Annotated in this window: 9 protein-coding genes and 1 riboswitch; of the genes, 1 reads left to right on the top strand and 8 read right to left on the bottom strand. The window is 74.3% G+C overall.

What is annotated here, in order from left to right:
• From AB0K80_RS30980 to AB0K80_RS30945, 8 genes are all read right to left on the bottom strand, one after another.
• The coding region (locus AB0K80_RS30980) for a cobyrinate a,c-diamide synthase (RefSeq protein ID WP_365675392.1) at positions 1 to 761 on the bottom strand (761 nt) is incomplete at its 3' end.
• Positions 758 to 1,357, bottom strand: coding sequence for a cob(I)yrinic acid a,c-diamide adenosyltransferase (cobO, locus tag AB0K80_RS30975; protein WP_365675391.1), 600 nt, complete (start codon positions 1,355 to 1,357; stop codon positions 758 to 760). The genes cobO and AB0K80_RS30980, both read right to left, overlap by 4 nt.
• A complete protein-coding gene (locus tag AB0K80_RS30970) occupies positions 1,357 to 3,348 on the bottom strand; it encodes a putative cobaltochelatase (RefSeq protein WP_365675389.1) in 1,992 nt (663 codons plus the stop codon). The genes cobO and AB0K80_RS30970 overlap by 1 nt, the downstream gene beginning before the upstream one ends.
• Complete coding sequence (cobN, locus tag AB0K80_RS30965) at positions 3,345 to 6,998, bottom strand: cobaltochelatase subunit CobN (RefSeq protein ID WP_365675387.1); 3,654 nt, start codon at positions 6,996 to 6,998, stop codon at positions 3,345 to 3,347. Before cobN ends, AB0K80_RS30970 begins: the two co-directional genes overlap by 4 nt.
• Positions 6,995 to 8,518: a cobyric acid synthase gene (locus tag AB0K80_RS30960; RefSeq protein WP_365675385.1), complete on the bottom strand. Its 1,524-nt coding sequence runs from the start codon at positions 8,516 to 8,518 to the stop codon at positions 6,995 to 6,997. The genes cobN and AB0K80_RS30960 overlap by 4 nt, the downstream gene beginning before the upstream one ends.
• Positions 8,515 to 9,513, bottom strand: coding sequence for a cobalamin biosynthesis protein (locus tag AB0K80_RS30955; RefSeq protein ID WP_365675383.1), 999 nt, complete (start codon positions 9,511 to 9,513; stop codon positions 8,515 to 8,517). Before AB0K80_RS30955 ends, AB0K80_RS30960 begins: the two co-directional genes overlap by 4 nt.
• Positions 9,514 to 9,633: 120 nt before the next feature.
• A riboswitch (cobalamin riboswitch) is annotated at positions 9,634 to 9,707 on the bottom strand.
• A gap of 189 nt (positions 9,708 to 9,896) precedes the next feature.
• Complete coding sequence (locus AB0K80_RS30950; protein ID WP_365675382.1) at positions 9,897 to 10,118, bottom strand: hypothetical protein; 222 nt, start codon at positions 10,116 to 10,118, stop codon at positions 9,897 to 9,899.
• 34 nt (positions 10,119 to 10,152) lie between these two features.
• The gene (locus AB0K80_RS30945) at positions 10,153 to 11,415 is read right to left on the bottom strand and encodes an inorganic phosphate transporter (RefSeq protein ID WP_365675380.1); all 1,263 of its coding nucleotides are present in this window, start codon (positions 11,413 to 11,415) and stop codon (positions 10,153 to 10,155) included.
• 226 nt (positions 11,416 to 11,641) lie between these two features.
• On the opposite strand from AB0K80_RS30945, the gene AB0K80_RS30940 reads away from it, so the two are divergent.
• Entirely contained in the window at positions 11,642 to 12,319 is a 678-nt protein-coding gene (locus tag AB0K80_RS30940) for a class II aldolase/adducin family protein (RefSeq protein WP_365675378.1), read from the top strand.
• Positions 12,320 to 12,342 lie beyond the last annotated feature (23 nt).

The following is a 12,342-nucleotide window of genomic DNA, read 5'->3' as shown; positions in this document are numbered from 1 at the left end:
GTGGCGGGGGCGGGGGGCGGGCCCCGGGCGTGGCCGGCCCCCCACGCCGCGCACGGCAGCGCACCCGCAGTGCGCGCCAGCGCCAGCAGCGCGTCCAGGTCACACCCGGCGGAGACCTGCGCGCCCATCGCCGCCACGGCCGCCACGGCGGCCGTACCCCGCTCGGCCACCGGCACCAGCCCCAGATGCCGGGAGGGCGTGTCCACCTGCGCGGCCCGCCGCAAGGCGCCGAGCACCGGCACCCCCGCCGAGTCCAGCGCTTCCCGCAGCAGCGCCTCGTGCCGGTCCGAGGCGACCTTGTTGAGGATCACGCCCCCGACCCGCACCTGCGGGTCCCAGGACGCGAACCCGTGCACCAGCGCCGCCACCGACCGAGACTGCGACGAGGCGTCCACGACCAGCACGACCGGCGCCCGCAGCAGCTTCGCCACCTGGGCGGTGGAGGCCAGTTCGCCCTCACCGGCGGCCCCGTCGTACAGCCCCATCACGCCCTCGACGACGGCGATGTCACACCCGCGCGCCCCGTGCGCGAACAGCGGCCCGACCAGCTCGGGCCCGCACAGGTACGCGTCGAGGTTCCGTCCCGCGCGCCCGGTGGCGAGCGCGTGGTACCCGGGGTCGATGTAGTCGGGCCCGACCTTGTGCGGGGACACGGCGAGCCCCCGCCCGGTCAGCGCCGCCATCAGCCCCGTGGCGACGGTGGTCTTGCCGCTGCCGGACGACGGCGCGGCGATGACCAGCCGGGGGACGGAACACGTCACCACTCGATGCCCCTCTGCCCCTTCTGCCCGACGTCCATGGGGTGCTTGACCTTGGACATGTCGGTCACGAGGTCGGCGAAGTCCACGAGCTTCTCGGGCGCGTTCCGCCCGGTGATGACGACGTGCTGGGTGCCGGGCCGATGGCGCAGCACGTCGATGACCTCGTCGGTGTCCACCCACCCCCAGTGCATCGGGTAGGCGAACTCGTCGAGCACGTACAGCCGGTACGTCTCGGCCGCCAGGTCCCGCTTGACCTGCTCCCAGCCCTCCCGGGCCTTGTCCTCGTTGTCCATCTGCGCGTCGCGCTGCACCCAGGACCAGCCCTCGCCCATCTTGTGCCAGGCGACCGTCCCGCCCTCGCCGGAGTCGCCGAGCACCCGCAGCGCCCGCTCCTCGCCGACCTTCCACTTGGCCGACTTCACGAACTGGAACACCCCGACGGGCCACCCCTGGTTCCAGGCCCGCAGCGCGAGCCCGAAGGCGGCGGTGGACTTGCCCTTGCCGACGCCCGTGTGCACCACGACCAGCGGCCGGTTGCGTCGCTGACGCGTCGTCAGACCATCGTCGGGAACGACACTCGGCTGTCCCTGCGGCATTACGCGGCCCTCCTCGTCACGTCCTTCACCAGCCCGGCGATGCTGTCCGCGCGCAGCTCGTCCAGCGTCACCGCCGTACCGCCCAGCTCACCCGCGAGCTGTCCCGCGAGCCCCAGCCGCACCGGCCCCGACTCGCAGTCCACCACCACCGACGCGACGCCCTCGGCCGCGAACAGCCGCGCCGCCCGCCCGGCCAGCGCCACCGGCTCCGGCCCGCCGGTGGCCCGCCCGTCCGTCACCACCACCAGCAGCGCCCGCCGCGCGGGATCCCGCAGCCGCTCCACCCGCAGCACGTCATGGGCCTTCAGCAGACCCGCGGCCAGCGGGGTGCGGCCGCCCGTCGGCAGCGACTCCAATCGCGCCGCGGCGGCGTCCACCGACGACGTGGGCGGCAGCGCGACCTCCGCGGACGTGCCCCGGAACGTCACCAGCCCCACCTTGTCGCGCCGCTGGTAGGCGTCCAGCAGCAGCGACAGCACGGCCCCCTTCACGGCACTCATCCGCTGCCGGGCCGCCATCGACCCGGAGGCGTCCACGACGAACAGCACGAGGTTGCCCTCCCGCCCCTCGCGCACCGCCTGCCGCAGATCGTCGCGCCGCACCACCAGCCCGGGCCCGGAGCGTCCCCGCGCCCGCTGATGGGGGGCGGCGGCCCGCACGGTCGCCGCCAGGTGCAGCTTGGTCAGCGTGCCCCGGGGCCGGCGCGCCCCGGTGGTGCGGCCGTGCTCGGTCCGCGCCCGCGACCGCCGCCCGGCGACGCCCTCACCGACGCCGGGCACGCTCAGCACCTTCGTACGGAACGGCTCGGCGGCCCGGGCCGGTGCCTGCTCGCCGGCACCGCCGGACGACTGCGGCTCCCCGTCCTGCCCGGACTCCGGCCGCGCACCGGTGTCCCCGCCGCTCTGAGGGCCGTCCGGGGACGGCGGCCGGCCACCGCCCCCGCCCGGGCCGTCCGGGTCCGGGTCCTCGTCCTCCGGGCCGCCGCCGAACTCCTGGAGGGTCTCGTCCAGCTTGTCCTCGTCGAGCCCCGGCGCGTCGAAGGGGTTGCGCCGGCGCCGGTGCGGCAGCGCCAGCAGCGCGGCCTGCCGTACGTCCTCCGCCAGCACGTCGGTGCGCCCGGCCCACGCGGCCAGGGCGGTCGCGGTGCGCGCCATCACGATGTCGGCGCGCATGCCGTCCACCTCGAAGGCGGCACAGGTCGCCGCGATCTGCCGCAGCGCCCCGTCGCCCAGCCGCACCGACGGCAGCAGCTCGCGCGCCGCGGCGATCCGCGCCCGTACGGCGGCCTCCTCCTCGGCCCAGCGCGCGGCGAAGGCGGCCGGGTCGGCGTCGTAGGCCAGCCGCCGCCTGACGACCTCCACCCGCTGGTCGGGCTCCCGGGAGGCCGCGACCTCGACGGTCAGCCCGAACCGGTCGAGCAGCTGCGGCCGCAGCTCGCCCTCCTCGGGGTTCATGGTGCCCACCAGCAGGAACCGCGCGGCGTGCCGGACCGACACGCCCTCGCGCTCCACGTACGAGGCACCCATCGCCGCCGCGTCCAGCAGCAGGTCGACCAGGTGGTCGTGGAGCAGGTTGACCTCGTCGACGTACAGGATCCCGCGGTGCGCCTCGGCCAGCAGGCCCGGCTCGAAGGCCTTCACGCCCTCGGCCAGCGCCCGCTCGATGTCCAGGGCGCCGACCAGCCGGTCTTCGGAGGCGCCGACGGGCAGTTCGACCATCCGGGCGGGACGCGCCGTGCCCGTGCCCGGCTCGTGCGGCCCGTCCGGGCAGCCGGGGTCCGGGGCGGCCGGGTCGCAGGAGAACCGGCAGCCGGGCACGACCGGGACGTCGGGCAGCAGCGCCGACAGGGCACGCACCGCCGTCGACTTGGCGGTGCCCTTCTCGCCGCGCACCAGCACCCCGCCGACCGCCGGCGACACGGCGTTCAGCAGCAGCGCGAGCCGCAGGTCGTCCTGGCCGACCACGGCCGTGAAAGGAAAGGGGGTGGTCACTGGTCGTCGCCCTCCAGATCGCCTTCGAGCTCCAGGTAGGTGGCGCGCAGCCGCTCCAGCGTGTCCGCGTCCGGCTCGGCCCACAGGCCGCGGTCGGCGGCCTCCAGCAGCCGCTCGGTGATGCCGCGCAGCGCCCACGGGTTGGACTTCTTCATGAAGTCCCGGTTCTCCGGGTCGAAGACGTACTCCGCGCTGAGCTTCTCGTACATCCAGTCGTCGACCACCCCGGCCGTGGCGTCGTACCCGAAGAGGTAGTCCACGGTCGCCGCCATCTCGAAGGCGCCCTTGTAGCCGTGCCGCCGCATGGCCGCCATCCAGCGCGGGTTGACCACCCGGGCGCGGAAGACGCGGTGCGTCTCCTCGCCGAGCGTGCGGGTCTTCACCTGGTCAGGGGTGGCCGAGTCACCCACGTACGCCTCGGGGTTCGCGCCGGTCAGGTGCCGCACCATGGCGACCATGCCGCCGTGGTACTGGAAGTAGTCGTCGGCGTCGACGAGGTCGTGCTCCCGCGTGTCGACGTTCTTCGCGGCGACCGCGATCCGCCTGAACGCCGTCTCCATGTCCCCGCGCGCCGCCCGGCCGTCCAGCCCGCGCCCGTAGGCGTAGCCGCCCCAGACGGCGTACACCTCGGCGAGGTCCGCGTCGCTGCGCCAGTTCCGGGCGTCGATGAGCGGCAGCAGCCCGGCGCCGTACGCCCCCGGCTTGGACCCGAAGATGCGGGCCGTGGCCCGGCGCCGGTCGCCGTGCCCGGCCGTGTCCTCCTCCACGTGCGCCCGCACGTGGTTGGACTCGGCCGGCTCGTCCAGCTCCGCCACCGCCCGCACCGCGTCGTCGATGAGCCCCACCACGTGCGGGAAGGCGTCCCGGAAGAAGCCGGAGATGCGCACGGTGACGTCGATGCGCGGCCGGCCCAGCTCCGCGAGCGGGATCACCTCGAAGCCGGTGACCCGCCGCGAGGCGTCGTCCCAGACGGGACGGCAGCCCAGCAGCGCGAGGATCTCGGCGATGTCGTCGCCCTGGGTGCGCATCGCCGAGGTGCCCCACACCGTCAGGCCGACCGACTTCGGGTACTCCCCGGTGTCCTGGAGGTACCGGGCCACCAGCGAGTCGGCCAGCGCCTGCCCGACCTCCCAGCTCAGCCGGGACGGGATGGCCTTGGGGTCGACGGAGTAGAAGTTCCGCCCGGTCGGCAGGACGTTGACCAGACCGCGCGTCGGCGAACCCGACGGGCCCGCGGGGACGTACCCGCCGTCCAGGGCCTTCAGGATGTGCCCGATCTCGTCGCTGGTGCGGGCCAGCCGCGGCACGACCTCGGTGCAGGCGAACTCCAGCACGGCGATGGCGTCGGGCAGTTCGGCGCCCAGCACCTCCCGGACGAGCGGGCCGCTCTCGGACACCTCCCAGCCGCGCTCCTCCATGCCCTGCGCGATCCGCCGGCACAGCTGCTCCAGCAGGTCGATGGCGTCGGCGGCCGTACGGGACGGGCCCTCGACGAGGTCCGTCAGCTCGGCCGGCACCTTCACCGCAGCGCCGGGCTCGGCCAGCAGCTCCTTCTCGCTCAGGCCGAAGTGCTCGGCGAGCGAAGCCCTCAGCCCCGGCAGGGCGTTGGCCTGCCCGCCCCACACCTGGGAGGCGCGCAGCACGGCCAGCACCAGGTTCACGCGCGGCTCGCCGACCGGCCCGCCGCCCAGGATGTGCAGCCCGTCGCGGATCTGCACGTCCTTGATCTCGCACAGATAGCCGTCGATGTGCATGACGAACTCGTCGAACTCCTCGTCGTCCGGCTGCTCGTCCACGTGCAGGTCGTGGTGGAGCTCGGCCGCCTTGACGAGGGTCCAGATCTGCGCGCGGACCGCCGGGGCCTTGGCCGGGTCGAGGTCGGAGACGAGCGCGTACTCGTCGAGCAGCTGCTCCAGCTTGGCCAGGTCGCCGTAGGTGTCGGCGCGGGCCATCGGCGGGACGAGGTGGTCGACGACGGTGGCGTGCCCGCGCCGCTTGGCCTGCGTGCCCTCGCCGGGGTCGTTCACGATGAACGGGTAGATCAGCGGCAGCTCGCCCAGCACCGCGTCCGGCGCGCACCCCGCGCTCAGCCCGAGGCCCTTGCCCGGCAGCCACTCCATCGTGCCGTGCTTGCCCATGTGCACGATCGCGTCGGCGCCGAAGCTGTTCTCCAGCCAGCGGTAGGCCGCCATGTAGTGGTGCGAGGGAGGCATGTCCGGGTCGTGGTAGATGGCGATCGGGTTCTCGCCGAAGCCGCGCGGCGGCTGGATCATCACGACCACGTTCCCGAACCGCAGGGACGCCAGCACGATGTCGTCGCCGTCGACGTAGAGGGAACCCGGCGGCTCGCCCCACGCCTCGGTCATGGCGTCCCGCAGCCCGGGGTCCAGCTTCTCGAACCACGCCCGGTAGTCCGCGAGCGGCACCCGCGCGGGCGCGGCGGCCAGCTGCTCCTCCGTCAGCCACTCCACGTCGTGGCCGCCGGCCTCGATGAGCCGGTGGATCAGCTCGTCACCGTGGTCCGGGTATCCCTCGACCACGTACCCGGCGTCCCTGAGGGCGTCGAGCACCCGCACCGCCGAGGCGGGCGTGTCCAGACCGACCGCGTTGCCGACCCGGGAGTGCTTGGTGGGGTAGGCGGTGAAGACGAGCGCCAGCTTCTTGTCCTGGTTGGGCTTGTGCCGCAGTGCGGCGTGCCGTACGGCGATGCCGGCCACCCGCGCGGCCCGCTCGGGGTCGGCGACGTACACGGGCACCTCGTCGGGGCCCTGCTCCTTGAAGGAGAACGGCACGGTGACCAGCCGCCCGTCGAACTCCGGGATCGCGACCTGCATCGCCGCGTCCATGGGCGACAGCGCCGCGTCCGACTCCTCCCAGGCGGCCCGCGAGGAGGTCAGGCACAGCCCCTGCAGCACGGGCACGTTCAGCTCGGCGAGCCGCCCGATGTCCCAGGACTCCTCGTCACCGCCGGCGGAGGCCTGCGAGGCGTGCGTGCCGCCGGCCGCGAGCACGGTGGCGACCAGGGCGTCGGCCCGGCCGAGGATCTCGTACAGCCCGTCGTCCGCGCCGCGCAGCGAACCGCAGTACACGGGCAGGGCGTTGGCGCCCCGCGCCTCGATCGCGTCGCACAGGGTGTCGACGAAGGCGGTGTTGCCGCTCAGTTCGTGGGCGCGGTAGAAGAGCACGCCGACGGTGGGGCGGCCGTCCCGGATCTCGTACGAGCCGTGCACCCCGTACTCGGGCATCCGCTGCGGCGGCGCGAAGCCCTCGCCGGTCAGCAGCACCGTGTCGGACAGGAACCGGGCGAGCTCGGTGAGGTTGGCCGGGCCGCCCTCCACCAGGTACTTCAGCGCCTCGGCCACCACACCGGCCGGCACGGACGACTCGGCCATCAACTCGGCGTCCGGCACGGCCTCGCCGCCCAGCAGCACGGTCGGGATGCCGGACGCCTTCAGCGCGGCGAGCCCGTCCTCCCAGGCCCGCTTGCCGCCCAGCAGCCGTACGACGGCGATGTCCGCGCCCTCGATCAGCCCGGGCAGTTCCCCGCCGACGTCCACCCGGGTCGGGTTGCCGATGCGGTAGGGCGCGCCGGAGGCCCGGGCCGCCAGCAGGTCCGTGTCGGCGGTGGACAACAACAACACAGTGCTCATGCGGGCGCTCCCGGTGGAATGAAAGGCAGTCCTTGCGGCGCGCCGGACTCGATGAGCCGCCACAGCGCGTCCGTGTCCGCGTGCTGTTCGATCAGGTCGCCGAGCCGGTCGAGCTGCGCCTCGCGCAGCGCGGCGAAGGAGGTGTCGGGCGCCGGCACGAAGCGGCGGCCCGCGGCGGCCGCCACCTTGCGCAGGAACGCCCGCCGGAACCCGTCCGACTCCAGCGAGCCGTGCCAGTGCGTGCCCCAGGTCTGGCCGACCCGGCAGCCGTCCAGGAACGGCTCGCCGCCGTCCACCCGGGCCACCCCGTGGTGGATCTCGTAGCCCTCGACCGGCTCCCCGAGGGCTTCCCCGGCCGGCCGGGTCAGGGTCTTCTCGCGGGCGAACCGCACCCGCACGGGCAGGATGCCGAGCCCGTCCACGTGCCCGCGGCGGCTCTCGACCTCGTCCTCGATGTGCTCGCCGAGGACCTGGAAGCCGCCGCACACGCCCAGGATCGGCCGCTGCTCGGCGGCCCTGCGGACGAGGGCGTCCGCCAGTCCGCGCTCCCGCAGCCACTCCAGCGCGCGGACGGTGCCGCGGGTGCCGGGGACGACCACCAGGTCCGCGTCGGCCAGTTCCTCCGGCCGGTCCACGAACCGCACGACGACGCCGGGTTCGGCGGCGAGCGCGTCGACGTCGGTGAAGTTGGACATCAGCGGGACCGCGCAGACGGCGACCCGCAGCACGTCCTCGCCGACGGGCGGGGTGACGGCCGACTCCCTGACGGCGCCCCGCAGGGAGACCGCCATCCCGTCCTCCTCGTCGATGCCGAGCCCGTGCCGGAAGGGCAGCACCCCGTAGGTGCGCCGCCCGGTGAGGCCGTGCAGCATCTCCAGCCCCGGCTGAAGCAGCGACACGTCGCCGCGGAACTTGTTGACGAGGAACCCGGCGACGCACTCCTGGTCCTCACGCGACAGCAGCGCGACCGTGCCGAAGAACGAGGCGAAGACGCCGCCCCGGTCGATGTCGCCGACGACGAGCACGGGAAGCCGCGCGTTGCGCGCGATCCCCATGTTCACGATGTCGGTCCGCCGCAGGTTGATCTCGGCGGGCGAACCGGCCCCCTCACAGATCACCGCGTCATACGTGCCCCGCAACTGCTCCAGGCAGTCCAGCACGGTGCCGAGCAGCGCCTGCTGCCGGCCGCCGTGGTACCCGCGGGCGCTCAGCTCGCCCACCGGCTTGCCCAGCAGCACCACCTGACTGCTCTGCTCGCCGCCCGGCTTGAGCAGCACCGGGTTCATCAGCGCGGTCGGCTCGATCCGGCAGGCCTGCGCCTGCATGGCCTGCGCCCGCCCGATCTCGGCGCCCTCACGGGTCACGAACGAGTTGAGCGACATGTTCTGCGCCTTGAACGGCGCCACCTTGACGCCCTGCCGGACCAGCCACCGGCAGATCCCGGCCGTGACGACGCTCTTCCCGGCGTCGGAGGTGGTCCCCGCGACGAGCAGACCGCCCCCCTTGACTCCACCACTCATGACGTACGTCCCTTCCCCCTGGATGCCCGTGCCGCGGATGCCCGTGCCGCGGATGCCCGTGCCGCCGGCCCGGCGAGGAACCGCGCGGCGGCACCGGCGCCGAGCGCGAGCCAGCCCACCCGCCGGGACAGCCGTACGGCCCGCTCGATGTCGGCCACGGCCACGGCCCGTCCGCCCCGGTTCAGTACGGGCCGGTGTTCGACCCGGCCGCCGTAGGACAGGGTCCCGCCGAGCCGCACGCCGAGCGCGCCCGCGAAGGACGCCTCCACGGGACCGGCGTTGGGACTGGGGTGCCGGTGCGCGTCGGCCCGCCAGGCGCGCAGTGCACCGCGCGGATCGGGTCCCGCCAGGGCCGCGAGGGCGGCGGTGAGCCGTGCCCCCGGCCAGCCGGCGAGGTCGTCAAGGCGCGCGGAGGCCCAGCCGTAGCGGCGGTAGCGGGGCGACTTGTGGCCGACCATGGCGTCCAGGGTGTTGACCGCCCGGAACCCGAGCAGTCCCGGCACACCGGCCGCGGCACCCCACACCAGGGCGCCGACGACCGCGTCGGAGGTGTTCTCGGCGACGGACTCCACCACGGCCCGGGCGATCCCGTCGGCGTCCAGCGCCTGCGGGTCCCGGCCGCACAGGTGCGGCAGCCGGGCCCGGGCGGCCTCGACGTCACCGGCGTCCAGCGCCCGTCCGATCGCGCGGGCCTCCCGGGCGAGCGAGGTACCGCCGACCACCGACCAGGTGGCGGCCGCGGTCAGCGCCACGGAGGCGGCGGAGGAGCGGCGTACGGCCCGCTGCGCCAGGCTTCCGAGGGCGACGGCCCCGCCGGCGCAGACGGCGGTGTGCACCGCGCCCCACCCGCGGTGGTCGCGCCACAGCACACGTTCCACGGCGGTCGCGGCCCGCCCGAACGCGGCGACCGGATGCCCGCGGCGCGGATCGCCGAGGAGCAGGTCGCCGAGGAGGCCGGCGGCGGCGCCGTACGCGAAGACGCGCTCGGCACCCATGGGCTCAGCCGGCCGCGGGGTGGGTCGGAGCAGGGGTACGGGGCCTCAACAGGCAGCCGAGCATCGCGACATGTCCTCACTCAGGGTGTCCACGCCCTGGTTCGACGAGACCGGCGGTGAGAGTTCCTGGCTCCCGGGGTTTCCTCCCCCGGTGACAGTGGCGGGACCGCGCCGGATTTCCACCGGCTTCCTCTCCTGCCGCCGCACTGGCTCCGGCAGTCCACCACGGCCGCGAACACCAGTCAACTTGCCGTTGACCTGCGGCGGGGGAGTGTGCTGAGGCCCACACCTCAGCGGTCGGCGGCCTCACGACCACCGCATGGCACGACAGCGGGGTGCGGGACGGCGAACCGTCCCGCACCCCGCTCAGGCGCTGCCGCCGGTCAGGCGACGATCAGATGGATGCCGTACGCCACGGCCGCCGCGCACGCCGCGAAGCACGCGTAGGCGCCGGCCACCGCGAGCGCCGCGGAACCGCCCTGCGCCGCCGCCCGCTCCTGGCGGGACAGGCCCGCGATGCCGAGGGTGAACAGGCTCACCAGGGCCACGGTGACCACGAGGCTGACCCCGAAGACGGAGCCGAGAGCCGCCCAGTCGATCTTCATGCTGCTACTTCCTTACGTGTCCGGACGCGGGGGCTCAGACGGTGGTGGGGGCCGCCGGGTCGGCGGTCGCCGTGGCGGTGGCCGGGGTCTTCTGGGCCGGGATCGTCAGGTCCTCGGCCCCGCTGCCGGCCACGGTGCCCGCCGGAGGCGGCGTCACCGCGGCGATGGCGGTGGTCACCACGCCGGCCGGCTCGTCCTCGACGTCGTTGACGTTGGTGTGGTCGACGACCTCGCGGCGCGAGATCTTCCAGATGGCCGCGCTGGAGGCGACCAGGAAGACGGCCACCAGGGCGGTGCCCCAGTCCCCGAGACCGGTGACCCACTCGGCGAGCGCGCCGACCAGGGCGGCGGCCGGCAGGGTCAGACCCCAGGCGACGAACATCCGGGTGGCGGTCGACCAGCGGACGACCCCGCCCTTGCGGCCCAGGCCCGCGCCCATCACCGAGCCGGAGACGGAGTGCGTGGTGGACAGGGAGAAGCCGAGGTGGGAGGAGGCCAGGATGACCGTCGCGGCGCTGGTCTGGGCGGCGAAGCCCTGCTGCGGCTGGAGGTCGGTCAGGCCCTTGCCCATGGTGCGGATGATGCGCCAGCCGCCGAGGTAGGTGCCGAGCGCGATGGCCAGGCCCGCGGAGAGGATGACCCACATCGGCGGGTCGGAGTCGGGGGCGACGGCGCCGCCGGCGACCAGGGCGAGGGTGATGACACCCATGGTCTTCTGCGCGTCGTTGGTGCCGTGGGCCAGGGAGACCAGGCCCGCGGAGGCGATCTGGCCGGCCCGGTAGCCCTTCTGGGCGGCCTTGCCGTCGGCCTTCCTGCCGAGGACGTACGTCATCCGGGTCGCGACCAGCGCGGCGACGCCCGCCACCAGCGGGGCGGCGACCGCCGGGATCAGCACCTTGGTGACCAGGACGTCGCCGTGCACCGCGCCGACGCCCGCCGAGGCGATGGTGGCGCCGACCAGGCCGCCCATCAGGGCGTGCGAGGAGCTGGACGGCAGCCCGACCAGCCACGTCAGCAGGTTCCAGAGGATCGCGCCGACCAGGGCGGCGAAGATGACCTCGGGACGGATGCCGGTCTCGTCGACGAGACCCTTGGAGATCGTGTTGGCGACTTCCACGGAGAGGAAGGCGCCGACCAGGTTGAGGACGGCGGACATGGCGACGGCGACCTTGGGCCTCATGGCGCCCGTGGAAATGGTCGTGGCCATCGCGTTCGCGGTGTCGTGGAAACCGTTCGTGAAATCGAACGCGAGTGCGGTTACCACCACAATCGCGAGGATCAGCGAGAAGCTTTCCATTTACCCAGGCAATCGTTCGAGGTCATTGGCTGGACGAACGTAGGCAACCAGGGTGAACGGAAGATGAACTGCGGAGGGCATCACGGTGTCCGTGCGGCAGTTCTGGATGTCGGTAAGCGGCGGCCGCCGTTCCGCGGCGGGCCGAGGAGTGCCGCCGTGCGGATTCCGGCCCGAAGTGCCCCCGGTCCGGCGGCGCCCCGGGGCCCTCGCCTGGCAGGATCGCCGCATGGCTGAGCAGCAGTGGGAGCGAAGGGGCGTGCGCGCTGAGGAGGCGCGGGCCTGGGCGGACCTCGTGGCGACGGCCCGCCGCACGGTCGCCGACGGGCTGGTCGTCGGCACCTCCGGCAACGTCTCGGTGCGCGTCGGGGAAACGGTCCTGGTCACACCCTCGGGCGTGCCCTACGACCGGCTCACGCCGGACGACGTCACCGGCGTCGGCCTCGACGGCCGGCAGGTGCTGGGCCGGCTCGTCCCCACCAGCGAGCTCCCCATGCACCTCGCCGTCTACCGCACCACCGACGCCCGTGCCGTCGTGCACACCCACGCCGTGCACGCGACGGCCGTCTCCACGCTCGTCCGGGAACTCCCGCTGATCCACTACATGGCCGCCGCGCTCGGCGGCCCCGTCCGGGTCGCCCCGTACGCGACGTACGGCACCGACGAGCTGGCCGAGAACATGCTGCACGCCCTCACCGGCCGCTCCGGCTGCCTGCTGCAGAACCACGGCACGATCACCCACGGCGCCACCCTCGACCAGGCCTACGACCGCACCGCCCAGCTGGAGTGGATGTGCCGCCTGTGGCTGACCGCCTCCTCGGTGCCCGGCCTGACCCCGAGCCTGCTGTCGCCGGAGCAGCTGGCGCAGGTGGGCGAGAGGCTGCGGGGGTACGGGCAGCGGGGGTGAGACCGACCGGCCGTCCGCCCACT

This window comes from Streptomyces sp. NPDC052682 (assembly GCF_040678435.1).
In the GTDB taxonomy this organism is placed as follows: domain Bacteria; phylum Actinomycetota; class Actinomycetes; order Streptomycetales; family Streptomycetaceae; genus Streptomyces.
This window is presented reverse-complemented; position numbering and strand designations above follow the sequence as displayed.

Coding starts and splice junctions, on each gene's coding strand:
- AB0K80_RS30960 (WP_365675385.1), bottom strand. CDS start 8,518: ATGAGTGGTGGAGTCAAGGGGGGCGGTCTGCTCGTCGCGGGGACCACC.
- AB0K80_RS30940 (WP_365675378.1), top strand. CDS start 11,642: ATGGCTGAGCAGCAGTGGGAGCGAAGGGGCGTGCGCGCTGAGGAGGCG.
- AB0K80_RS30950 (WP_365675382.1), bottom strand. CDS start 10,118: ATGAAGATCGACTGGGCGGCTCTCGGCTCCGTCTTCGGGGTCAGCCTC.
- AB0K80_RS30955 (WP_365675383.1), bottom strand. CDS start 9,513: ATGGGTGCCGAGCGCGTCTTCGCGTACGGCGCCGCCGCCGGCCTCCTC.
- cobO (WP_365675391.1), bottom strand. CDS start 1,357: ATGCCGCAGGGACAGCCGAGTGTCGTTCCCGACGATGGTCTGACGACG.
- AB0K80_RS30945 (WP_365675380.1), bottom strand. CDS start 11,415: ATGGAAAGCTTCTCGCTGATCCTCGCGATTGTGGTGGTAACCGCACTC.
- cobN (WP_365675387.1), bottom strand. CDS start 6,998: ATGAGCACTGTGTTGTTGTTGTCCACCGCCGACACGGACCTGCTGGCG.